The organism is Chloroflexota bacterium, assembly GCA_026713825.1.
Taxonomy (GTDB): domain Bacteria; phylum Chloroflexota; class Dehalococcoidia; order Lucifugimonadales; family UBA1127; genus UBA1127.
On the sequence record JAPONS010000017.1, the window covers coordinates 1 to 23,302 of the forward strand.

Below are 23,302 nucleotides of genomic sequence, written 5' to 3' on the forward strand. Positions count from 1 at the left end.
CTGTGAAACCATGATCGCCTGACGTATTTCATCTCCGTTGCCATTCTCACGTACGTTATCTCCGGCTGCCGCACATCAAGGGCTACACCTCCAGCTTGAACCGCACCGTGAAAGTTCTTGATTTTATCAAGTCTGGTGGGCGGCACAGGACTCGAACCTATGACCCCTTGCGTGTAAAGCAAGTGCTCTAACCAACTGAGCTAGCCGCCCGTGAAGAAGAAAGTGGCGCGCTTGGCGGGATTCGAACCCACGACCTCTGCCTCCGCAGGGCAGCGCTCTATCCTGCTGAGCTACAAGCGCACTTTCGTGGTGCCGAAGGAGGGATTTGAACCCACACGGGCTGCTGCCCACTACGCCCTGAACGTAGCGCGTCTACCGTTCCGCCACTTCGGCATCTTTCGGGTCAAGCGCCCCTGAAACACCGGCCAATCCAGGGAATTGGCCCATAGCAGGCCCCTGCCCTCGCCGTATCCATCATACCCCGACGCCGACACGCCCGGCAACCCGCGGCGACCCTCCACCGGCCCCCGCGCCGCGCTTTCCACCGCTCTGGCCACCGGGTAAAATGGACGCGAGCAACCCATCGCAACCGGCCACCTGCGAACTATGTCAAAGGAGCAGCAACCGTGACCGCAATCAACACCCGCATCGAACGTGACTCCATGGGCGAGATGGAGGTCCCTGAGGACGCATACTTCGGCGCCTCCACCATGCGCGCCGTCCTCAACTTCCCCATCAGCGACCTCCGCTTCTCACGAGGCTTCATCCGCGCCCTCGGCCTCATCAAGCAGTCCGCCGCCCAGGCCAACGTCAAGCTCGGCCTGCTCGACTCCGCCCTGGGCCGCGCCATCGAGTACGCAGCGCAGGAGGTCATCGACGGCGACCTCGACGAGCATTTCGTCCTCGACATCTTCCAGACCGGCTCCGGCACCTCCACCAACACCAACGCCAACGAGGTCATCGCCAATCGCGCCACCGAGCTCCTCGGCGGCGACCGCGGCGACCGCCTCGTCCACCCCAACGATCACGTCAACATGTGCCAGTCCTCCAACGACGTCATCCCCACCGCCATCCACATCGCCACCCTCGCCGCCATCGAGGAGGACCTCGCCCCCGCCCTCCGCGAACTGCACGCCGCGCTGGAGGCCAAGGCCGAGGAGTTCTGGCCCATCGTCAAGACCGGCCGCACCCACCTGCAGGACGCCACGCCCGTGCGCCTTGGCCAGGAGTTCCGCGGCTACGCCGGCCAGGCCGAACGCTCCCTCCGCCGCCTCGAGCACGCCGCTGCCGAACTCTCCGAGGTCGCCCTCGGCGGCACCGCCGTCGGCACCGGCGTCAACGCCCACCCAGACTTCTCCGCCAACGTCTGCGCCCTCCTCTCCCGGAAGCTCGGCGTCGACGTCCGCGAGACCGACAACCACTTCCAGGCCCAGAACACCCTCGACTCCGTCGTGGAGGCCAGCGCCACCCTCCGCACCATCGCCATCAGCCTCTACAAGATCGCCAACGACATCCGCTGGCTCGGCTCCGGCCCCCGCGCCGGCATCGGCGAGATCATGCTGCCAGAGGTCCAGCCCGGCAGCTCCATCATGCCCGGCAAGGTGAACCCCGTCATCACCGAGTCCGTCATCCAGGTCGTCGCCCAGGTCATCGGCAACGACGCCGCCGTCGCCGTCGCCGGTCAGGGCGGCTACTTCGAGCTCAACATGATGTTCCCCGTCGCCGCCCACAACATCCTGCAGGCCGCCTCCCTCCTCGCCGCCTCGGCCCGCAACTTCTCGCGCCAGTGCGTCGTCGGCCTCGTCGCGACCACTGCCGGACCCGACCTCGTCGAGAAGGGCCTCATGCTTGGCACCGCCCTCGCGCCCGCCATCGGCTACGACAAGGCCGCCGCCATCGCCAAGACCGCCGCCGCCGATGACCGCACCATCCGGGAGGTCGCCCGAGAGCAGTCCGGCCTCTCCGACGAGGAGCTCGACGTCCTCCTCAAGCCCGATGAAATGACCGAACCCGGCCTCGGCAAGAGCGCGGGCGGCGGTGGGTAACCCCGTGACGTCCTTGTCGGGCAATGGTCGGCGTAGCGCATGATCCGCGCCCTCATCTTTGACTTCGACGGCCTCATCGTCGATACGGAAACCCCAGCCCTGCAGAGCTGGCAGGAGATCTTCAGCGAGCATGGCCAGGAGCTGACCATGGACTGGTGGGCTCAGTTCGTCGGGCGCGGCGAGTCCGCTAGTACCGCCGTATACCTCGAACAGCTTGTCGGCCGCACCCTGGACGCCGAGGCCCTGACCGCCCGGCGACGGGCACGTCACGTCGAAATGGTAGAGGCGCAGCCCATCCTGCCCGGCATCGAGGACCGCATCGCCGACGCCCAGCGCCTGGGCCTCAAGCTCGGCGTCGCTAGCAGCTCCCCGCGAACGTGGGTCACCGGCCACCTTGAGCGCATCGGCCTCCTCCCGCACTTCCACGCCATCCGCTGCCGCGACGATTCCGACGTGTTGGTCGGCAAACCGGACCCCACCGTCTACCTCGCCGCCCTCCGCGCGCTGGACGTCGCCCCCAACGAGGCCATCGCGTTCGAGGACTCCCCCAGGGGCGTCGAGGCCGCCGCGAGGGCCGGCATCTTCACCATCGCCGTCCCCAACGGCATCACCCGCCGCATGGGCGACGCCGCCGCCGACCTCGAGTTGGCTTCAATGGCCGACATGTCGCTTGAGGAGATGATTCAAGCGGCAGAGCAAGCGCACGGTGCGCCGGGGTGAGGCCGGATGTAGAGCGTTTACGGCTGACCGCATCCCGGAGAATCCCCTGGAATGTGCTACGATAGCACTGGAGGTGCCCGATGATTGCGAAACTCCACGTCTGCACGATTGACGGCGGTTTGGCCGTCCGCATCCCGGAAGACGTCGCCGAGCAAATGGGCCTGTGCGACGGCGCAGCAATCGAAATTGAAACGACGGACGACGGCTCCACCTTGCGCAGGGACCTTCCCAACATTGCGGAACTGGTGAACAAGATCACCCCGGAGAACAACCACCCAGAGGTCGATTGGGGTCCCGCCCGGGGCGCTGAAGCGTGGTAGGGCAATCTCCGGCGCCCGGCTACGTGCCGGAACGCGGCGACATCGTATGGCTTGGCTTCACTCCGCAGGCTGGGCACGAACAGGCCGGACACCGCCCCGCCTTCATTCTCAGCCCCTCTTCCTGCAACGGCAGGATAGGCTTGGCCTTGTGCAGTCCTGTCAACTCTCAGATTAAGGGCTATCCTTTTGAAGTTTTGCTCCCGGACGGCGTCCCGGTCACGGGGAGCAGTGCTGGCGGATCAGGTAAGAAGTCTGGACTGGCGAGCAAGGGGCGCTCGGTTTGCTGCACGTGCAAGTCCGCAGATGTCCGCAGCCGTCGTGGCCTTGGCCCTCACCCTCTTGGAATGACCCTGTGCAGCCGTGGACGCCACCAAATCGGAATTGGTAATCCATGTCCCGAAACGTAGCTGAAAACAGTTGCGAGAACCCGCATTTTCAAGAATCCGCTTGACACAAGCCCCATTCATGGATAGAGTGATAAGACGAAAGCGTTTCGGGCTGCCTCAGCGCCGAAACCCAATTGGAGGGTTTAGCTATGCCAAGTAAGCGGTCGCGTTCTACCACACAGGTCATTCCCCTACCCAACATGCCTATGCCGCAAGCAGGCCCCGCGTCGATCTGCGCCATTGGTGTCGGTGGCGGGGGCTCCAACGCCATCATGCGCATGATGCGCGCCCGGCCCGTTCCCGGCGTCACCTACGCCTGCGTCAACACAGACATCAAGGCCCTGGGCCAGGTCGAGGGGGCGCACGTCATCCACATCGGCGAGAACCTCACCCGAGGCCTCGGCGCCGGCGGTGACCCTGAGATGGGCGCCATGGCCGCCAGCGAGTCCAAGCAGTCGCTCAAGAACGTCGTTGCCGGCGCGGACCTCGTCTTCCTCGCCATCGGCATGGGCGGCGGCACGGGCACCGGCGCCGCCCCCGTCGTCGCCGAGATCGCCCGGCAGTCCGGCGCCCTCGTCGTCGCCGTCGCCACCACGCCCTTTAGCTTTGAGGGCGCGCGGCGCCTCGAGACCGCCCACTCCGGCATCACGCAACTCAAGCCCTACGTGGACAACCTCATCGTCATCCACAACGAGCGTCTTCTCAGCCTCTTCCACGGCGATACGTCCATGGACGACGCCCTCCGCATGGCCGACGACGCCGTCATGCTCGGCGTCCTCTCCGTCGCCGAGCTGGTCAACCTCCCCGGCGAGATCAACGTCGACCTCGCGGACGTGAAGGCAATCATGAAGGTCCCCGGACGCGCCATGATGGCCATCGGCGAGGGCCACGGCAAGGGCGGGCCCCTGCAGGCCGCCAAGCAGGCCGTCAACAACCCGCTCCTGGACCTCTCGCTGGAGGGCGCGAAGGGTGTGCTCTTCAACGTCACCGGCGGCCCGTCCATGACCCTGGGTGATGTCAACGAGGCCGGCGCCTACATCGCCTCCCAGGTCGACCACCGTGCCATGATCTTCTTCGGCATGGTCAACGGCGAACCCGGCAGCGACGTCGCCCGCGTGACGCTCATCGCCACCGGCATCTCGGACGACGAGGAGATGACGCGCTTCACCTCTGACCCCTCGTCCTTCAGCGGCCGCTACCTCAACAACACCCGCGAGCAGTCGACGGACCTTGACCTGCCCCCGTTCCTCCGCCGCACCATCATCCGCTAGCTTCTACAAGCTCATGGTGAGGGAAGGGCCCGCCGTTCGCGGCGGGCCCTTCTAATTCCTGCGGACACAAGCAGTGTCAACCGCTTAATCGCTACCCCGCCGACGACTCCACGATGGGCTGCGCCAGGATCCACAGGCTCACCATCGTGTACGCCACCATCAGCGCAAGCATCGGGTACTGGCTGCGCAGCGCGTGACGCCGCTCCGGGATCTCCCGCAGCGCCGTCACGTGCGCGAGGTACACTGCCGCCACGTGCCCCACGACGATCGCCGCCACCGACAGCAGCCACACCGTTCTCGCTCCGATGATGCCGATGTCTATCTCGTATCCTGCGGTGCCGAAGATGTCCCACCCCAGACCAAACGGGTCCGAGGCCAGCGGGATGACGTTCTGCCCCTGGATGAGCAGGAACGAGAAGAAATGCGCCAGGTGGTAGGCCAGTGCGATGGGGATTAGGGGCAACACAAAGAATTTCGCCGCCTCCGCGGAAAGCAGCCGGTAGCCGCTGGCTGCGGACATGAGCCCGGCAAACGTCATGTAGACCGCGATGACCGTTGTGAAGAACCCCAGCAGCCCTATGGTGCCCACGGTATTGGCGTCCCGGAACACGTCGAACAGCGCGTTGAACAGCCGCCCCCACGCAGGCGTCGCGGAGAACCCGTCAAAGCTCACCGTGGACAGCAGCAGCAACACGAACACCATAACGGACGTCGAGCGCCCCTCGCCCCGCAGCAACCCCACCACGTACGGCCGCACGTTCAGCTCCCGTTGCTCCGGCGCCGCCGCCGTGAAGCACGCGGCGCAGTCGACGCACCCGTCGTCCTCGCCGCGGCAGTCCACCGAGCATTCCTCGCACACCGAGTCGTCCGTCACCCGCAGCTCCGTCGGCGAAAACCGCGCCAGGAACCCGAAGACCAGCGAGAATGCGTCGCCATGCCGCAGCCACGCCTCGCGCCCGAACATGAACATGCCCGCCCACATGTACACCGTGTACAGCAGCGCAAACTGCGTGATGCGCCCCGGCAGCGGCGACTCGATGTAGACAATCTCCACCCATGCGAAGACCAGAAAAGCCAGCGCCCCGGGCCAGACCCCAAGCGATGCCGGATACCTCAACCCCATGCCTAGCTCGCCGTCCCCGCTGATGGCCCGGTATGCCCGCTCCGCCCACGCGAACGTCGCGTTCCACGGGTTCATCAGCCGCCAGACGTTTCCGGCAAGTGCTGAGACGTACGCCATCCCCACCCACCAGATGACCCACACCAGCGTCGGGGATATGTTCATCGACGCTTCCGGTGTGCCGGACAACCCCGCGGCAACGGCAAACGACTCCAACGCCGGCCCCCAGGTATTCACCAGACCCGCGGCGATGACCAGCGCCAGCACGCCCACCGAAGCCGCCTGCACCGCCGTCACGACCGCCGGGTGCACCGCGAAGCGGACCGCTCGCCACCGCAAAAGGTTGAAGCGAGGGTACCCACCGCCGCCCTCCGCGCCCCTGACAAAGACCCCCATGATGACGAAGGACAGCGCCACGGCCGCACCCGCGCCGACTACGTACAGGCTCAGCGGCACCGGCAGGTCGTACCGCTCCCCAAAGCCGTGGGCCGCCGCGGGGTAGACGGCCAGCGCCACCCCCACGGCAACCGCGATAATCGAGATCCTGCTGAGTATCCTCACAATGCCCTCGCTCCCACCATGCTAGGGCCTGACCTCAAACCGCCCAAGCTCCGCCTCGACGGTTGCCGCGTCCTCCGCGCCCTCATCGTGCCCGCCCGTGTCGTCCCCGCCCGGCACGGTCACGGTGATTGTATCCTCGACCACGTTGCCGCCGACGGTGTACTCCGAGTGGTTGTTCGCGTTCAGCGTCACGCGGACTGTCCGCTCCCCCGGCTCAACCGGGCTGACGTGGTAGTGCTCGCCGTACGGCCGGCCCACCTTCACGCCGTCCACGTAGACGTGCGCGTGCCCGTTGCCCTGCACGTGCGCGTCGCCCACCTGCTCCGGCGCGAAGGTGAAGTTCGTCGTCGATATCCGCACGTTCAACCCCGCCACCGAGTCCGGCACGGCCTCAACCGACACGCTCATCCCCTCCGGAGCCTCCACCCCTGCCGCATGGTCGGCCTCGTGGTCACCTGACGCCATTCCTGGCGCGGCGTGGTGGATGGTGATGGGGAAACTGCCCGTCGCGTTCGCCGTGAAGATGAACGTCGCCGGATCGCCCGGCTCGATGTTCTCCTCGAAGTCGTAGCCGTGCAGGTGGAAGTTGACCGGCTCGTCGGACCGCACGATCATCGTGACCCTGTCGTCCGCGTTGACCTGCCACCCTGACGTGCTTCCGGCAAGCTGACCTCCCTCCAGCTCGATGTTGATCGTGTGCTCCTGCGGTTCTCCCCCGCCGCCGCATGCGGCCATCGCCAGCGACAACGCCAGCGCGGCCGCCGCCGCCAGGAGCATTCTCATTCGCTTCATTGCTCTCTCCGATTCAACTCTGAGGGCGGCGTCCGCGAGCCCGTCGCCGCCGCCCAAACATTCGATTGCCCAGCGTAAACCCAAAGATCCCCAGCGCCACCACAATGAGCGCAATCAGCGTCAGACTCGCCCCGCCGGCCTCCACCACCGGGACCGCGAAGGTCGCCCGCTCGCTCCCAAGCGCGGAGTCGACGGTCAGCGTGAACTCCCACAGCCCCGCCGTCTCAATTGGCAGGTCCGCCGCGTACCAGAGCGGCCCCTCCAGCGTCCCGTACCCCTCGACCGGCCCCACATCGAGGCCCCCATCGCCGGTGAACGCGCCCTGCATCGTGATCGCGGGGTCCGCGACCGCCGTTTCCTCTCCCGCGGTCGCAAGGAAGATGATGAAGTGCATCGGCCCCGTGACGGGCGTCGTCGACACCGTCAGCCGGTACGCCCCAACCTCTCCCGCGAAGACCTCGCGGCTGCCGACGTGCACCCCGTTCGCGTCCGCCGGCGCCGCCGAGCTCAGCAGCAGCACGACGCCAATCACGACGCCGAGCGTCATGCGCATGCCGAGGACAAGTGCACCGGTCGAGGTCATTCTCCCGCTCTCTCTCAACGCGGCATTCAAGCCGCCTCGAACGCTGTTGCTGCCACTAGCCGTGGTCGTAATCAGAGAGCGGGGCGGGGCGGAGGCGTGTCGATGCCCGGCGTGAACCGCGAGAGCGTGTCGCGCCAGGGGGTTCGAACCAGAATGAAGAGGGCCGGGGCAAGCAACGCCAGCGTGGCCGCCTCGCCCAGCGAGACAAGGTTGAAGACGCTTGCGCCCGTTATGTCATTGGTGGCGGGCACGATCACCACGCCATCCGCCGAGACGGGCATGCCTGCTGCGTGCCCGTGCTGCGTCTCGTGGCCGTGGTCGTGCTCGACGGCGACGCCGCCGGGGAAGAGGTGGCCGTGCTGCGGGTGACGCTCGACGGCGTGGTGGTCCATCGCGGGAGCGAGCGCGGGGAACAGCGCCGCCCACACCACCGCCATGAACAGCGCCGTGAACACGGCGCTCGCGCTGCGGCGCGTGGCAATTCCGGGCAATATCATACCTAGAGAATAGCTGCGGCCCGTCGCAAGCGTCAACGGCCTTGCCCGCCTTTGGGGCGTATGGAACAATTGAAGGCGAGGTGCGCATGCCCAAGCCTGACATGTCCGTCAACATCGCCCCTGGCCATGAGTCCGGCCTGCTCCTCCGTGCCCCCGTCATGATCGCCTGCGGCACCTTTGGGCAGGACGGCTACGGCGATGGCATGCCCCCCGGCAGCGATTGGCAGACCCTTGGCGCCGTCGTCGCCAAGACCGCCACCGTCCGCGAGCGCCTCGGCAACCCCCGCCCGCGCATCGCCCACGGCCGCGCGTGGACCATGAACTCCATCGGCCTCGCGAACCCTGGCATCGACACCGTCCTCCGCGACTACGCCCCCAAGTGGACCGCGTGGCAGGTCCCCGTCATCCTCAGCATCGCCGGCGAGAGCGTCGACGACTTCCACGCCCTCGCCTCAGCCGTCGACGGCACGCCCGGCGTCGCCGCCATCGAGATCAACGTGAGCTGCCCCAACGTCGCCGGCGGCCTCGATTTCGCCCAGAGCCCCGAACTCACCGCCGGCGTCGTCCGAGCCGTCGTCGGCGCAACGTCCCTGCCCGTCATCGCCAAGCTCTCGCCCAACGTCGCCGACATCGTCCCCATCGCCCAGGCCGCCGAGACCGCGGGCGCCCACGCCCTCACCCTCACCAACACCCTCATCGGCATGGCCCTTGACCGCGATACCGGCGGCTCCGTCCTCGGCGCCGTCACCGGCGGCGTCTCCGGCCCCGCCCTCAAGCCCATAACCCTCGCGATGGTCTACAGGACCTACCGCGCCGTCGGCATCCCCATCATCGGCGTCGGCGGCATCGAGTCGACCGATGATGCCCTCGACTACCTCCACGCCGGCGCGGCGGCGGTCCAGGTCGGCACGGCGAACTTCACCAACCCGCGCGCCCCCGTCGAGGTCCAGTCTGGCCTTGAGCGCCGCCTCGCCCGCCGCAGGCTCGCGTCTGTCTCCGCCCTGACCGGCCTCGCCCACCGCGATGCCCCTTCCCCCGCGCAGGCGCCCGTTCAGGCATAGCTGTTTACACCGCCGTATGCCTGTGCTATAGTCGGAAGGCATTTCGCAAGGAGTGGTAAAACATAGCGGGCAGAGACTACCGCATTAACCAACAAATACGAGTCCGGGAAGTCCGGCTGATTGGGGACGCCGGTGAGCAGATCGGTGTCATCCCAACGCTCGAGGCCATTAACATGGCGCGCGAGCAGGGCCTGGACCTGGTGGAGGTGTCGCCCAACGCGGTCCCTCCCGTCTGCCGCCTCCTCGATTACGGTCGGTTCCGCTACTCGCAGACCAAGCGGGAGCGGGAGGCGCGAAAGACCCAGAAGACCAACGTCGTCCGGGAAGTGCGCTTCCGGCCCCGCATTGCCACGCATGACCGGGCCTCGAAGATCCGCCGCATTCAGGAACTCCTGGGTGACGGCAACAAGGTAAAGGTCAGCGTCCTCTTCCGCGGTCGGGAGATCTCCCACCCGGAGCTTGGCGTGACCCTCCTGCGGGGCGTCGCGGAACAGTTGAAGGATGAGGCAAAGCTTGAGGCCCCTCCCCTGATGGAAGGGCGGCGATTGAACATCGTGCTGGTGCCCGGTGCGGCGCCGGCGCCGAAGGCCGCTAAGGCGGTCGTGGCGGAGGAGAAGCCCGTTGGCCAGTAAGCAGCCCAAGAAGTACAAGCTCAAGACCCACAAGGCGTCGGCCTCCCGCATCCACGTGACCGCGGGCGGGCGGATGTTCCACCTCCACGGCCAGCGGAGCCACCTCCGGCGCAAGAAGAACCAGTCGCTCAAGCAGGGCTACGACCAGAAGGAACCCGTCGCGATGGGTACGGTCAAGCGTCTCCGCAAGCTCCTCCCCTACTCCTAGCGGCGGCGGTGAGCGGTTCGTTGCCCTGAGCGCTCTCACCAATCGAGCACACAACCAGGCGCCGTGCGCAGCGCGCGGCCACCAAAGAGGTAAGGCATGGCAAGGGTTAGCAACAGCGTCCCCAAGAAGCGCCGGCACAAGAAGGTCTTGGCGATGGCCAAGGGCCACTACAGCGTGCGGCACCGCCACTACCGGCGCGCCAAGGAATCCGTCATGCACGCCCTCGCCTACTCCTACGCCCACCGGCGCGAGCGCAAGGGCGACTTCCGTAAGCTCTGGATCCTCCGCATCGGCGCGGCCGCCCGGGGCCACGGCATCAGCTACAGCCGTCTCATCCACGGCATCAACGCCGCCGGCATCGCCCTAGACCGCAAGGTCCTCGCAGACATGGCCGTCCGCCAACCCGAGGGCTTTGCCGCCGTAGTGGAGCAAGCCAAGTCCGCACTGCCTGCCAACGCCTAGCCAGACCAACCGTCAAGAAGCAATAAGAGCAAGGTTGCAACCTTGCTCTTCCGCTTTTTCTGGGGCAAGTGAATCAAATGAGCCGCAATGGGAAAAAGATAGACGATGGAAATTACAGGTGAGTAATACCCTCTACTTATTCCTTGACGAATCAGGTGACTTGGGCTTTGGCCCAAAGGCCTCCCGATTCTTCGCCTTAACTAGCGTTGCAATGTACAGGCCGTTCCAAGGTGGCGCTGCACTGGATGACCTCAGATACGATCTTCTTGAGAAGGGTGTGGCTCTGGAGCAATTCCACTGTGCCAACGACAATAGGCACGTCCGCTCACAGGTGTTCGAGGTCATAGCCGAGAACCTGGGGAACTGGCAGATTGACACCTGTGTCATTGAGAAGCGCAAGACGCACCCTTCGCTGCACCAACACTCCTCTTTCTACACTGCCATGTTTGCTGCCTTCCTTAATTCAGTCTCGTGGCCGGACATGGTGCGGGATGCCCACGAGGTGATCATCATCACAGATGCACTGCCAGTACGGGGCAAGCGCAACGCAGTCCAGAAGGCCCTGCAAGGAGTAATGGCACATACCATGCCCAACACCATCAAGTACAACCTGCTGCACCACCAATCAAGCTCTCACTACGGGTTGCAGATTGCGGACTATTGTGGATGGGCGGTTTTTCGGAAGTTTGAGTATGGTGACCCAGAGGCGCACAACAAATTGCGCCATGCTGTCAACAGCGAGACTCTCATTCCATGAACCGGGGGTTTGCGCAAAAAACGACCCCCCCGACTACTCCCGTCGCCGGGAGAGGACCCCTTGGGCCCTTGTCATCAGGGGGGAACCTTTAGCCACCAACCTCATTATAGGGCATCGGGGAAAGTCGTCAACACCACAGCTAAGGTCACGCAAACACAAAAAATGACCCCCCCAACTACTCCATTGCTGGAGAGTGCCTCCAGGGGCACTTGTCATCGGGGGGGAACCTTTAGAAGCAATATTATTGCCCCTATCCGTTCTCGCCGTGTCTACCCCCACCCGCTACAACGCCCCGTCCCCCATGATCACCGCAAACAGCAGCGCCAGGTACAGCAGCGAGTACCGGTATATCGGCGCAGCCGCCCGGGGCCCGGTCTGCCGGAACAACCGCAGCGCGTACCCGATGAACCCCAGTCCGAGCACACTCGCGCTCACCAGGTACACCAGCCCCAGGCTGTCCGTCGCCAGGTAGAGCAGGATCGTGAGCATCGTCAGCGCCAGCGTGTACAGCAGGATGTGCCGCCGTGTGCTCTCCTCGCCCGCGACCACCGGCAGCATCGGCACGCCCGCCTCCGCGTAGTCGCGCCGGATCAGCAGCGCCAGCGCCCAGAAGTGCGGCGGCGTCCAGAAGAAGATGATGGCGAACAGGTAGAACGCAGGCAGCGTCAGCCCGCCCGTCACCGCGGCCCAGCCCACCAGCGGCGGCACCGCCCCCGCCGCTCCGCCGATGACGATGTTCTGCGTCGTCGTCCGCTTGAGCCACTTGGTATAGACCAGCACGTAGAAGACGGACCCCGCCATGGCCAGCGACGCCGCCAGCAGGTTCGCGCCCCACAACAGCAGCGCGAACGCCAGCACGTTCAGCGCGAGCCCGAACACCAGCGCCTGCCGTCCCGACCCCCGCTCGCTCGCGACCGGCCGCGACGCTGTTCGTCCCATCTTTCGATCGATGTCCCTGTCGAGCCAGTGGTTGAGCGCGCTCGCCCCCCCGGACGCCAGCGCGCCCCCGAGGATTACCGTCGCGATGAGCCCCGCCCCCGGCAGACCCTCCGCCGCCAGCACCATGCCGCCGAACGCCGTCACCAGCAGCAACGACATCACGCGCGGCTTTGTCAGCGCCACGTAGTCGCCGATGACCGTGCGAAGCGTACCGCCCGGAGCCTCTGTGGCCGCGGAACTCGCCCCGCCATCACTTGTCGGCGAAGCCGCGGCGCCCTCCTCCGGCGGCATCCGCGCCGCCACGACAGCCATCGCGATCAGGTGCCCCCACAGCGCCGACGCCAGGCTCAGGTGGACCACCCGCGCCGCCGCCGCGAATTGGAACCACGGGTTGGCCGCCCCCGCCAGCACCTGCGCGACAACCAGCGCCGCCGCGCCTATGCCCATGCCCGCCAGAGCCCGCGACCGCCCCTTGAGCCGTCTCGCCTGCAGCGCCGCCACGATGATGTACACCCCGCCCAGGCCCGCGATGGCCCGGTGCGCCATGTGCTCCCACTGCAGCCCGAAGTTGGGCAGCCAGTCGCTCGTGCACAGCGGCCACGAGGGGCAGATCGTGCTCGCGCCGCTCCCCACGATGTAGGTGCCCGACAGCAGGATGACCATCGACACCGTCGCCATTGTGATGACCGTCTTGAAGTACGGGTCCCGCTGCCCGCGCGGCCCCTCCGCCGTCGCCGGGCGCGCAATCAGCAACGCCACGATCAGCATCGCGAACAGCGTCTCGGCGGCGAACAGGTGCAGCGTGACTATCGGCGCCGGCAGCTCCGTCAGCACCGTGATGCCGCCCAGCACCACCTGCACCGCCAGCGCCACAACGGCGACGGCCATGAGCCGCTTCAGCCCCGTCGACTCGCGGTGCCGCGTCCACACCAGCATGGCGCACGCCGCCACCAGCACGCCGACGACGCTCGCAACAAGCCGGTGGGAGTATTCGATCAGGACGTGGTACTCGAACGGGGGGATGATCTGTCCGTGGCAGAGCGGCCAGTCGGGGCAGCCGAGTCCCGACTCCGTCGCGCGGACCAGGCCGCCCAGCGTGATGAGGCCAAACGTCACCGCAACTGTGACGGCGAGGAGGACTCGCAAACTGACGAAGGATGAAGCGTTCACGCCGCACCACCGCAACGGTTGCGCAGGAGATGCTCCTTGGTGCGGACGGCGTGCAAGGCTTCTCTGCTAAATGATGATGCTGAAGAGTAGCAGCAACAGAATCATCAGAAACGTTGCCAGCACCAGTCCAAAGGTGAATAGGACTTTGAAGATCCCGGCGTCGAACTTGAGGTGCATATAGAACATGGCCACGTAGTAGAACTTGACCGCTGATAACACAAGGAAGATCCAGAGGAAGTAGTCCTGGAGCGCATCGACGTAGTAGATCAGCACCTCGAAGATGGTGATGAGCGTCAGGTACGTCGCTATGAGGATGTATTTCGCCGGAGACGGGTGCGCGCTCTCGTGCGGGACCGCTCCGTGTTGCTCTTGCTCTGCCATGCGCCTCTCCCTGTGGTGCCGGTCTCTATGTGGCCGGCGGTTCTAGGCTGCCAATCAGGTATACCACCGTGAAGATGACCACCCAGACTATGTCCACAAAGTGCCAGTACAGACCCATCAACTCGACGTCCAGGCTCTTCTCCGCCGGCAGTCCGTGCTTGAATGAGTAGAAGAAGAGCGACATCAGCCAGATGACCCCGACGGTCACGTGCGCGCCGTGGAAGCCCGTCAGCGTGAAGAAGCTCGCCCCAAAGACGTTGGTCTTGGGCGTGAGCCCGTGGATCACGAACTCGTAGAACTCGTACACCTGGAACCCCAGGAACGTCGCGCCCAGGAACGCCGTCGCGAAGATCCAGAACCGCGCCGACACCACGTCGCTGCGCTGCACCGCCGCGAGCGCCAGCACCATCGCCAGCGAGCTCGTCAGCAGCACGAACGTGCTCGTGCTCGTCACCGGGATGTTCAGGATCTCGTGCGGCTTTGGCCCCACCACGCTCGCGTCCTTGTACAGCAGGAACGTCGCGATGAGCGCGCCGAAGAAGAGACACTCAGACGCCAGGAACAGCCACATCAGGAGCTTGCGATGGTCAAGCCCCGTCGTGGTGGCCAGGTGACTCTCGTGTGCCGTGGTGTTTGTTGTCACGACTTCCCCTCTAGTGGTGCTCGGGCCCTGCCGGCTCGAAGACCCATCCGTAGATGCCCAGCACGCCGATGACTGCGCCGATGGACGCCAGCCACGGGTTGACGATCACCAGCCCCGCCGCCAGCGCCGTCCCGAATGCCACGACGATCGGCCAGTAGGACGGGTTCGGCATGTGAATGGACTCTTCCGCCCCTTCATCCGCGCCTCCCGCGATGACCGGCGGCGCGTCGTGCTTCAGCTCCGGGTGCTTCTGGTCCCAGAGCGGCTCGTTGCTGTGCACCACCGGTATCCGCGCGAAGTTGTACTCCGGAGGCGGCGAGGCGATTGACCACTCCAGCGTGCGGCCGTCCCACGGGTCGTCCCCTGCAGGCTCGCCGCTCTTGACGCTCTTGAAGAAGTTCACCAGGAACACCACCACGCTCAGCGCGATGATGAAGGCCCCCACCGTCTCGATCTGGTTCAGGAGCTCCCAGCCCATGCTCTCGTCGTACGTGTTGATGCGCCGCGGCATCCCGTCGATGCCCACCAGGTGCATCGGCCCGAACGTCACGTTCATGCCGATGAACATCAGCCAGAAGTGCAGCTTGCCCCAGCCCTCGCTCAGCAGCCGGCCCGTCATCTTCGGGAACCAGTAGTAGATGCCGCCGAACAGCCCCATGATGCTCCCGCCGAACAGCACGTAGTGCGGGTGCGCCACCACGAAGTACGTGTCCTGCTGCTGCGTGTCGACCGGCGGTGAGGCGTGCATCACCCCGCTCAGTCCGCCGATGACGAACAGCGCCACGAACCCCAGCGCAAACAACATCGCCGTAGTGAACTGTATCGACCCGCCCCACAGCGTGGCGATCCAATTGAAGATCTTGATGCCCGTCGGCACCGCGATCAGCATCGTACTCGCTGAGAACGCCGCCAGCGCGATCGAGCCCAGCCCCACCGTGAACATGTGGTGCGCCCACACCGCGAAGCCCATGAAGCCGATGGCCACGCCCGCAAACACCACCGTCGAGTACCCGAACAGCGGCTTTCGCGAGTACGTCGGCAGGATCTCCGAGACAATGCCCATCGCCGGCAGGATCAGGATGTACACCTCGGGGTGGCCGAAGAGCCAGAAGATGTGCTGCCACAGCAGCGGGTCCGCCCCCGCTTCCGCCGAGAAGAACGGCATGCCGAACTCCCGCCAGAACAGCAGTTGCACAAGTCCCACCGTCAGGATGGGCAGCGCGAACACCAGCAGGAAGGACACCACCAGCGTCATCCACGTGAACACCGGCATCCGCATCAGCGTCATGCCCGGCGCCCGCATGTTGAGGATGGTGATGATGAAGTTCAGCGCCGCGGCCAGCGAGGACACACCCAGCACCAGCATGCCGAGCGCGAAGAAGTCGACCGCGCTGCTCGGCGAGTACTCCAACGCCGTCAGGTTGGCGTACGCGAACCACCCCACGTCCGGCGCCCCGCCGAAGATGAAGCTCGAGTTCAACAGGAGCGCGCCGAACAGGAACAGCCAGTAGCTCAGCGCGTTCAACCGCGGGAACGCGACGTCCCGCGCGCCGATTTGCAGCGGCACGATGAAGTTGAAGAAAGCCGCTCCCAACGGCATGATCGCCAGGAAGATCATCGTCAGCGCGTGCATCGTGAACAGTTGGTTGAACAGCCCGGCGGCAATGAGCGTGCTCTCCGCCTCCGCCAGTTGCAGTCGAATCAGCAGCGCCTCGAAGCCACCAATAAGGAAGAAAGTGACGGCCGTCACCCCGTACAGGATGCCGATGCGCTTGTGGTCGACGGTGGTGATCCAGCTCCACACGCCGCTCTTGGAAGCGGCGTGGTCCGCTCCACCAAATGCGCCTACTGCCGTTGCCATGTATTCGCCTCCAAACGCCCGCCGGACCGCTCCGGCGCTACGCTCTCGAATGCGCTACTGCAATGTCTGAAGATACGCCACCAGCGCGCCGATGTCCGCATCCGTCAGTGCCAGGTCCGGGTTCTTGTAAGCCTCGGCTTCCTTGTACATGATGTTGCCGGGCTTGATCTCTTCCGGGTTGTCCAGCCACGCCGTCAGGTTCGTGGCGTTGTTCTCCATTATCGCCCCGGCCAGGGTCACCCGCGAACCGAAGCCCGTCAGGTTGGGCGCCGGGAACAGCCCCGCCGCGTCGTATGCCCCGTTGATGCTGTGGCATACCGTGCAGCCCTTGGTCGAGAACAGCTCGTGCCCCGTCGCCGCCACGCCCGATGGCTCCGGCGCTGGCGACTGCAGCCCCGCGGTCCACGCGGCGAAGTCATCAGGGCTGTCGACGAAGATGCGCATGCGCATGTTTGCGTGCGAGAGTCCGCAGAACTCCACGCACTGCCCCAGGAACATCTGCCCCTCGGTCTCCGCGTCCGGCGTGAACCACACCGTGTTCGTCCTGCCCGGCACAAGGTCAATCTTGCCGAACAGCGCCGGCACCCAGAAGCTGTGCAGCACGTCCTCCGTCTCCAGGTTGAAGCCGATGGTGCGGTCGGACGGCACGCGGATCTCGTTGGCGGTCACCAGGCCGACGTCCGGGTACTCGACTTCCCACCACCACTGGTGGCCCGTGACGTTGATGATGTACGACCCCGCCGGGATGTCGTCCGTCCGGAAAATCGTGATCCACGTCGGCACGGCGATGGCGATCAAAATCAGCGCGGGAATGATGGTCCAGGTGACTTCGAGGACCATGTTGCCCTCGGTCTGCTTCGGCATGCCGGAGTTCGGGCGGCGGCGGTAGCGGAACACCGCGTACACCAGCGCGCCCTCGACAACGACGAACACCACAACCGACACCCAGAAGATGAACGCGTACGTGCCCTGAATCTCCCGTGCGACGTCCGACTGCGGGTTAATGGTGGTCTGCGCCGAGTCGACGGTGCCGCAGGCTGCGAGGATGGGTAAAACTACTAGGGCGAGGAGTACGAGCAGGGACTTAGGGCGGATGTGTTTTCGGTTCGCCATGGTCCTCTCTCAATGTCGTTGTGACCGGTTGCTGCCGTCCCCATGAGCGCTGAGAGGCTGTTCGCGTCGAGGTCTCCGGAGCCTTCCGTGCTGGCACGGGCATGCAGACCCCTTTGCAGCAGCCACATTCTATAGGCGTGAAACTTTCGTAGTCAATGGGTTGGTGAAAAATCGCGCAAAGTTTTTCGCCCTCAACCCCTCGACACCGTTAAGGCGTTGACGCCGTCAAGACGTTGACGCCGTCAAGACGTTGACGCTGCTACCACCGTCGCGGCCCGCTCACCGCCCGCCCCTCCAGCCGCCGCATCCGCTGGTCGTCCCGGTGCAGCATGACAAAGAACAGTATCGTCAACACCGTGAAGTAGATGCCCGCCCCCGGTATCCACATGATCAGCCCCGCAATCATCTGGTCCTCCCCCGGCGTTAGCCCCCACAGCCGTGGCACGCCCAGGTAATACGTGTACAGCACGTCCTCAGACAGCGTGATGATCGCCGCCAGCGCCGTGCTCTGCAGCGTCGCCAGAAAGAGGTACAGCAGCCGCAGCGCGTACGAGAGTCTCGGCTTGAGCGGCACCGGATCGATGGCCGTCCACCAGAAGAACACCGCCGCGCTGACGAACATCATGTGTTGCAGGAAGTGCAGCGCCTCGTTCGTCACCGCCTCGTTGTACAGCGCCGGGATGTGCCAGATCCATACAGTGAACACGAAGACCAGCCATGCCGTAAGCGGCGACGCCAGGAAGTTCAGCGCCTTCCGCACCCGGCGCATCTGCAGCAGCGGAATCGCCAGGTCGTCGCGAAGGATACGCGGCAGCCCCCGCAGCGCCGGCACCACTGGCGCGCCAACCAGAATCAGCGGCGGCCCCACCATCATCATCAGCATGTGCTGGATCATGTGCATCAGGAAGAGGTCGTCGGAGAGCCCGTCGACGGGCGAGACCGCCCCGAGCAACAGCGCGCTCCACCCGGTGTAGAACGCGGTCGGCCGCCACCATGGAAAGAGGTCGCCTGAACGCCCCCGGCTGCGCCATAACCCGCGAGTATAGAGCGCAATCAGGACAAGCAGCCCCGCCAGCGTAAACGGATCAAAGGTCCACGTGTTCCAGAAGGTCATAGATTATGTTGCACCGGCCCCTTCCCCCACTGGCGGAAGGCTGGAATGGGGGCCTGCCCCTGAAATTGTGGGCGCCCGTCCCCGCCTCAACCGTCATACCGGCGAATGCCGGTATCCAGGGGCGCCCGCCCCAGCCATCCCCACACGGCGTCCCCCCGTTCACCCTGGGCCTGTCGAAGCCTGTCCTGAGGGCTCACGAAGGGGGCGCCGCCCCCTACGAGGACGCCTGCGCATCGGTGTTGCTGACCATCCAGTTGATCCCGAACTTGTCCGAGCAAGCGCCGAAGTAGTCGCCCCAGAACATGTCTCCCAGCGGCATGGTGACGTTGCCGCCCTCGGAGATCTTGGCGAAGAGGTCTTCCGTCTGCTCCCGGCTCTCGGTTTGCAGCGAGATGGAGAAGTTGTTGCCCATCTCGATGGGCATGCCCCAGTTGCTCGGCACGTCGCTGCCCATCAGGGTCGTTCCCCCAATGTCGAACGACACGTGCAAAACGTTGTCCATCTCATCTTCTGGTACGCCCATGTCCTCGGGCAGCTCGCGGAAGGTCCCCAGGTAGTTGAACTCTCCCCCAAACACGGACCGGTAGAACTCGAAGACCTCGCGGCAGTTGCCGTTGAAGTTCAGATACACGTTGAGAGGCATGGAATCCCTCCTGGTAATATCTTGGTCTGATAACCAGTATACTCAAGTCAGGTCGGGGTGGGCCACAGCCAATTCGCGCACCGCGGGCGCCCGCCTGGCCCTTAAGTGAACTAGCCAAAGGAGCGTTGCAACATGGAACTGGGTGCATTCTCGGTCAGCCTCGCCGTCAAGGACATAGAGGCGTCACGCGACTTCTACACCAAGCTGGGATTCGTGATCATCGGCGGTGACCAGGCCGAGAACTGGCTCATCCTCCAGAACGGCGCCGCAACCATCGGCCTCTTCCAGGGCATGTTCGACAAGAACATCCTGACCTTCAACCCCGGCTGGAACGCCGACGCCCAAAAGCTCGACGCCTTCACCGACATCCGCAGCATCCAGCGCCAGATCAAGGGCCAGGGCATCGCCCTCATCAGCGAGGCCAACGAGACCACCGCCGGTCCCGACAGCTTCGTCCTCGAAGACCCCGACGGCAACCCTATCCTCTTCGACCAGCACGTCTAACCCAACAGCCACCGTCCACCCACACCCCCATCGTCACACCCGCGAAAGCAGACCCTCGCATAACCCCTTCCCCCCTCAGGGGAAGAGCCAGCCCCGTACTCGATACGGGGCTGGGATCGGGGAGCTGGGGTTTGGCGGACAGCGGGCCGGGGCCGGCGGCCAGCGTGGAGACGGTGCTGGCGGAGGGGCTGCGGCTGGCGGGGGCGTCGCCGGTGCACCTGGCATTGCGGGGGCGGCGGCGAGATCGGTGGGGTGCGAGTGGCGGGGGACCGCGCGGACGGGGTGCGTGCCGCCCGGCCTGCGGGAGGTGGCCGACAGCGACCTGGATAGTCTGGGTATCCCGTATTGCGACGCGACGGCCCCGGTGGTGAGCGCGGAGGACGTGGACACCGGGCTCATTGGCGACCTCATAGCCCTTGTGGACATGATCATCAGTTGGTTCAGCGGGTCGTGAGGGGAGAGAGCGCGATGAAGAAAAAGCGGCTTGTCACTGGCACCCTGGCACTCCTGCTGGTCGTCGCGGTCGGGATGGCCTCGGCGCTGGCGTGGCAGGCGACCCGCACCGCTCCGGCGAGCGTGACAGAGGAATGTGATCTCAACACCTACGACACCTTGGCGACTATGGCATTTCCGGACAGGACGGTGACATGGCAGGTGCGCCACCTGAAAGGCGACCGGCATGAGGTGCTGACTCACACCGCCCCGGACGGGACGCTGATCGGCAGGGGTGAGAAGATTTACAAGGACGGCATGCTGTACTTGCGGGAAACCCTGGAGGAAAACCCGGAGGTGTACGGCGCGTGGCGAGTAAACCCCTCAAATATTCAAGGGCATCCCTTGCTTGGGTGCCTGGCGCCTCCAGCCGCGGGCGCCTCCGGCCATTCAGATGCGCCCCACTATACGACCGACACCTTCCTGTCGGAGGAGGAGGGGTCGATGCGGCGGGAGGTGTGGGTGGACGTCGTCGGGCAGCCAGTCCGGGAGCGGCGGACCTTCTATGGGCCGGACTATGACGGGGTGACCAACACCGATACGACGGTGATGGAGCTCACCTACAAGGACCACGGGGAGCCCAACGTGATCAAGGCCCCATGCGCCGATGCGGTGCCGGACCAGGCCAACAACCCATCGCTCATGCTGGACTGCATTGCATTGCTGGCGGCCAAGGACGGACTGCGGGGAACGGGGACGCTGAACTGGAGCGTCGACGTCGCCATCGGGAGCTGGGACCGGGTGACGACGGCGGGGACGCCGAGCCGGGTGACGAAGCTGCTGATGTCCAACAAGGGCCTGAACGGGAGCATTCCCGTGGAACTGGGGCGGCTGAGCGGCCTGCAGGAGCTCAAGCTGTCAGGGAACGCGCTGACGGGGTGCATCCCCATCGCGCTGAAGGATGTCCCCACCAACGACCTCGCGTCGCTGAACCTCCTCTACTGCCGCCCCCCGGCGCCGGACACGCCTTAGGTATTACGGGAGGTACAACCGGAACAGATCAAGGCCGATTCCACCCGCATATCATAGATTCGGTTATGATCGTCAATCAGAATGCCGAACTGCGGTGTTCGCCTCACCCGTTCGATATCATGGCGGTCTACGCCCTCTACCAAACGAGGTGACGTTATGGCGTGGTGTTCGGTTGTGACCCTCCTGGTAGTCTTGACGCTGCTGCTGGCGGCCTTTGGCTGCACACAGGATGCGGCTCCTGCTCCTAACCCAGAAACTACTGCTTTGGACAGCCCAAGCCCTGACGCTTGCAGTACGTACTTCCTAGAAGACCTCGAGAAGCACTTCCTTCATTGGTCTTCGGACGGCTCTTTCCTCGTGTTCGACGTTGATGGCGCCATATGGTCTATGGATATTGAGGGCGGCAGGCTGCACGAGGTCAACGCTGAGGTGGTACCCTCCGGGTCGCCACCCGCCGATCCGCGCGGGTACGGAATCTACGCCGACGTGTCGCCGGACGGCTCCCAAATCGTCTACGCCACCTGCAACTACATGCCCGAACCGGTTCACGAATCAATCTACGGCCCTATCAGGAACTACGAGATAGCCGTAGCGAATATAGACGGGACCGGGAAGCGGCGGTTAACGACAAACGATTACTTCGACCACTTCCCGGCATGGTCTCCCGACGGAACAGAGGTCGCTTTCCTGGGGCATGGGACACGGACTGACTACGCCAGAGAGTATCCGAAGTACTCCGACCTCATGGTCAAAGCTACGGAGTGGGTAGGCTGTCAGGTTTCTCCAGGCGGCGATGCAGTCGCCGTCGGGCCCCCGTACAGGGTCGGCCCATACCCCCCGGTGTGGTCTCCCGACGGCCAGAACCTGGCGTTCATCGCATTGGAGTGGGAGAGGAAAAGGGTCCCCAGATTACAAAACATTTTCCACCGCATCCTCCATACCGTCAGAATCGTCAAGGAGGGAAGGAGCGACCGTCCTAACGATTGTTGGGTCCGGCCTGAGCGTGTATACAGGATAGGCGAGACAACGGCGCCGCCAGCTTGGTCGCCGGACAACGGGGAGTTGGCCTTCCCCTCATTGGAAGGAGAGGAGGTCATGATCTACGCGGCGGAGCCTGACGGCACAGGACGGCGCACCATCTGGCGCGGCCGGCCTGACGGCCCCACCCTGCCAATCACCCAGGTGTCCTGGTCACCGGACGGAACGGAGTTGCTGTTCGTCTCCGACCGGGTGTATCTCATATCGGTGGACGGTGAAGACCTACGCTCGTTGCCTCACGTTCGTCCCGCGGCTACCCCAGCTATCCGGGCCGCATGGTCGCCGGACGGGTCTAGGGTGGCCCTCTACTATCCTGGCTTTCCTTACCGAGACCCTGACTCCGAGTCCTTCACAGCCTCCGGCTACACCCGCTCCTACACAAGTGGCGCCTTGGCCACCATATCCCCAGACGGAAGTGACCTGCGCGTCTTGGTGGAAATGGATGATGACGGAATACCCCGCCTGGTATCCCTTACTGCTCTTACTACCAATGGGAACAGCGTTCCAGCAGAAGGGGGCACGCCATGAACGCCACCGTCAAGAGGTCTCTGGGTGTCGTGGGTCTGCTGGCCCTGGTTCTGCTCGGGGCAGCTGTTGTGTTCAACGGCCAGAGCGGGGGACGGCAGGCCGTCGCGGCGGAGCCGTGCGCGGCGACGGAGGAAGCGCGGGATCCGTGCGCGGCGCGGGACGTGAGCGGGTTCACCCTCTTCACGGGGTCGGGGAGCGGGAGGTTGACAGACAGCGGGCCGAGGCCAGCGGCCAGCGTGGAGGCGGTGCTGGCGCAGGGGCTGCGGCTGGCGGGGGCGTCGCCGACGCACTTGGCGATCCGGGAGCCGCAGGCCCAGATGGGAGTCCCCCCACCCTGACACAACCCCCTCGCGCGAACGCCGCATCCCCCATTACCCTCTCCCCATGCAAGCGCTCACCACCACCGGCACGCAGCCCATCGCCATCGGCGCACGCGTCTTCACGACGGTGAGCCCCTCGTCCAATGTCATCGTCGTGGCCCTGCCCGAC

Annotated in this window: 25 protein-coding genes, 3 tRNA genes and 1 pseudogene; 15 read left to right on the forward strand and 14 right to left on the reverse strand. The window is 65.1% G+C overall.

The genetic code is table 11. The features are described from left to right. Positions 1-133: 133 nt before the first annotated feature. From OXC99_02335 to OXC99_02345, 3 genes are all read right to left on the reverse strand, one after another. Positions 134-210 (reverse strand) — tRNA-Val (locus OXC99_02335). 13 nt (positions 211-223) lie between these two features. Continuing rightward, positions 224-300, reverse strand: a tRNA-Arg gene (locus tag OXC99_02340). Positions 301-307: 7 nt separating this feature from the next. Continuing rightward, positions 308-393, reverse strand: a tRNA-Leu gene (locus OXC99_02345). Between the two features lie 233 nt (positions 394-626). Between OXC99_02345 and OXC99_02350 the strand changes: the two genes are divergently transcribed. The 5 genes and pseudogenes from OXC99_02350 (at position 627) to ftsZ (ending at position 4,742) form a co-directional block, all read left to right on the forward strand. Then, on the forward strand, positions 627-2,045 hold the full coding sequence (locus OXC99_02350; protein MCY4623835.1) for a class II fumarate hydratase: 1,419 nt from the start codon (positions 627-629) through the stop codon (positions 2,043-2,045). Positions 2,046-2,084: 39 nt separating this feature from the next. Then, complete coding sequence (locus tag OXC99_02355) at positions 2,085-2,765, forward strand: HAD-IA family hydrolase (GenBank protein MCY4623836.1); 681 nt, start codon at positions 2,085-2,087, stop codon at positions 2,763-2,765. A gap of 80 nt (positions 2,766-2,845) precedes the next feature. Further along, positions 2,846-3,085, forward strand: coding sequence for an AbrB/MazE/SpoVT family DNA-binding domain-containing protein (locus OXC99_02360; protein ID MCY4623837.1), 240 nt, complete (start codon positions 2,846-2,848; stop codon positions 3,083-3,085). Continuing rightward, positions 3,079-3,433 (forward strand): annotated as a pseudogene (mazF, locus tag OXC99_02365) (endoribonuclease MazF). The gene OXC99_02360 and the pseudogene mazF overlap by 7 nt, the downstream one beginning before the upstream one ends. Before the next feature lie 238 nt (positions 3,434-3,671). After that, the gene (gene ftsZ, locus OXC99_02370; protein MCY4623838.1) at positions 3,672-4,742 is read left to right on the forward strand and encodes a cell division protein FtsZ; all 1,071 of its coding nucleotides are present in this window, start codon (positions 3,672-3,674) and stop codon (positions 4,740-4,742) included. A gap of 91 nt (positions 4,743-4,833) precedes the next feature. Here ftsZ and OXC99_02375 read toward each other — a convergent pair whose 3' ends face one another. The 4 genes from OXC99_02375 to OXC99_02390 form a co-directional block, all read right to left on the reverse strand. Continuing rightward, positions 4,834-6,423, reverse strand: a complete 1,590-nt coding sequence (locus OXC99_02375) for a hypothetical protein (protein MCY4623839.1) — start codon at positions 6,421-6,423, stop codon at positions 4,834-4,836. Between the two features lie 21 nt (positions 6,424-6,444). After that, positions 6,445-7,215 carry a hypothetical protein gene (locus tag OXC99_02380; GenBank protein ID MCY4623840.1) on the reverse strand — a complete coding sequence of 257 codons (771 nt, stop codon included), beginning with the start codon at positions 7,213-7,215 and terminating at the stop codon, positions 6,445-6,447. 13 nt (positions 7,216-7,228) lie between these two features. Then, entirely contained in the window at positions 7,229-7,798 is a 570-nt protein-coding gene (locus OXC99_02385; GenBank protein MCY4623841.1) for a hypothetical protein, read from the reverse strand. A 71-nt stretch (positions 7,799-7,869) separates the two neighbouring features. Continuing rightward, entirely contained in the window at positions 7,870-8,295 is a 426-nt protein-coding gene (locus OXC99_02390; protein ID MCY4623842.1) for a hypothetical protein, read from the reverse strand. Positions 8,296-8,381: 86 nt separating this feature from the next. Between OXC99_02390 and OXC99_02395 the strand changes: the two genes are divergently transcribed. From OXC99_02395 to OXC99_02415, 5 genes are all read left to right on the forward strand, one after another. Further along, positions 8,382-9,356, forward strand: coding sequence for a dihydroorotate dehydrogenase (locus tag OXC99_02395; protein MCY4623843.1), 975 nt, complete (start codon positions 8,382-8,384; stop codon positions 9,354-9,356). 83 nt (positions 9,357-9,439) lie between these two features. Continuing rightward, positions 9,440-9,988, forward strand: a complete 549-nt coding sequence (gene infC, locus OXC99_02400) for a translation initiation factor IF-3 (protein ID MCY4623844.1) — start codon at positions 9,440-9,442, stop codon at positions 9,986-9,988. Then, complete coding sequence (locus OXC99_02405; protein ID MCY4623845.1) at positions 9,978-10,196, forward strand: 50S ribosomal protein L35; 219 nt, start codon at positions 9,978-9,980, stop codon at positions 10,194-10,196. The genes infC and OXC99_02405 overlap by 11 nt, the downstream gene beginning before the upstream one ends. Positions 10,197-10,292: 96 nt before the next feature. Then, positions 10,293-10,658 (forward strand): 50S ribosomal protein L20, encoded by a 366-nt coding sequence (gene rplT / locus OXC99_02410; protein MCY4623846.1) that lies wholly within the window; start codon positions 10,293-10,295, stop codon positions 10,656-10,658. 118 nt (positions 10,659-10,776) lie between these two features. After that, on the forward strand, positions 10,777-11,415 hold the full coding sequence (locus OXC99_02415) for a DUF3800 domain-containing protein (protein ID MCY4623847.1): 639 nt from the start codon (positions 10,777-10,779) through the stop codon (positions 11,413-11,415). A 282-nt stretch (positions 11,416-11,697) separates the two neighbouring features. Here OXC99_02415 and OXC99_02420 read toward each other — a convergent pair whose 3' ends face one another. The 7 genes from OXC99_02420 to OXC99_02450 all read right to left on the reverse strand — a co-directional run bounded on the left by OXC99_02420 (position 11,698) and on the right by OXC99_02450 (position 19,279). Next, positions 11,698-13,524: a heme o synthase gene (locus tag OXC99_02420; GenBank protein MCY4623848.1), complete on the reverse strand. Its 1,827-nt coding sequence runs from the start codon at positions 13,522-13,524 to the stop codon at positions 11,698-11,700. A 66-nt stretch (positions 13,525-13,590) separates the two neighbouring features. Beyond that, complete coding sequence (locus OXC99_02425) at positions 13,591-13,905, reverse strand: cytochrome C oxidase subunit IV family protein (GenBank protein MCY4623849.1); 315 nt, start codon at positions 13,903-13,905, stop codon at positions 13,591-13,593. A 25-nt stretch (positions 13,906-13,930) separates the two neighbouring features. Beyond that, positions 13,931-14,548, reverse strand: coding sequence for a cytochrome c oxidase subunit 3 (locus OXC99_02430; GenBank protein MCY4623850.1), 618 nt, complete (start codon positions 14,546-14,548; stop codon positions 13,931-13,933). 10 nt (positions 14,549-14,558) lie between these two features. Further along, a complete protein-coding gene (ctaD, locus tag OXC99_02435) occupies positions 14,559-16,409 on the reverse strand; it encodes a cytochrome c oxidase subunit I (GenBank protein MCY4623851.1) in 1,851 nt (616 codons plus the stop codon). Between the two features lie 54 nt (positions 16,410-16,463). After that, positions 16,464-17,522, reverse strand: a complete 1,059-nt coding sequence (coxB, locus tag OXC99_02440; protein ID MCY4623852.1) for a cytochrome c oxidase subunit II — start codon at positions 17,520-17,522, stop codon at positions 16,464-16,466. A gap of 259 nt (positions 17,523-17,781) precedes the next feature. Next, positions 17,782-18,636, reverse strand: coding sequence for a cytochrome c oxidase assembly protein (locus OXC99_02445; GenBank protein MCY4623853.1), 855 nt, complete (start codon positions 18,634-18,636; stop codon positions 17,782-17,784). 214 nt (positions 18,637-18,850) lie between these two features. Beyond that, positions 18,851-19,279, reverse strand: a complete 429-nt coding sequence (locus tag OXC99_02450; GenBank protein MCY4623854.1) for a VOC family protein — start codon at positions 19,277-19,279, stop codon at positions 18,851-18,853. Between the two features lie 132 nt (positions 19,280-19,411). Between OXC99_02450 and OXC99_02455 the strand changes: the two genes are divergently transcribed. The 5 genes from OXC99_02455 to OXC99_02475 all read left to right on the forward strand — a co-directional run bounded on the left by OXC99_02455 (position 19,412) and on the right by OXC99_02475 (position 23,151). Beyond that, positions 19,412-19,783 (forward strand): VOC family protein, encoded by a 372-nt coding sequence (locus tag OXC99_02455; protein MCY4623855.1) that lies wholly within the window; start codon positions 19,412-19,414, stop codon positions 19,781-19,783. A gap of 286 nt (positions 19,784-20,069) precedes the next feature. Further along, on the forward strand, positions 20,070-20,237 hold the full coding sequence (locus OXC99_02460; GenBank protein ID MCY4623856.1) for a hypothetical protein: 168 nt from the start codon (positions 20,070-20,072) through the stop codon (positions 20,235-20,237). 14 nt (positions 20,238-20,251) lie between these two features. Beyond that, entirely contained in the window at positions 20,252-21,247 is a 996-nt protein-coding gene (locus OXC99_02465; protein ID MCY4623857.1) for a hypothetical protein, read from the forward strand. Positions 21,248-21,511: 264 nt separating this feature from the next. After that, positions 21,512-22,813 (forward strand): hypothetical protein, encoded by a 1,302-nt coding sequence (locus OXC99_02470; protein ID MCY4623858.1) that lies wholly within the window; start codon positions 21,512-21,514, stop codon positions 22,811-22,813. Further along, the gene (locus OXC99_02475; GenBank protein MCY4623859.1) at positions 22,810-23,151 is read left to right on the forward strand and encodes a hypothetical protein; all 342 of its coding nucleotides are present in this window, start codon (positions 22,810-22,812) and stop codon (positions 23,149-23,151) included. The genes OXC99_02470 and OXC99_02475 overlap by 4 nt, the downstream gene beginning before the upstream one ends. Positions 23,152-23,302: the final 151 nt, after the last annotated feature.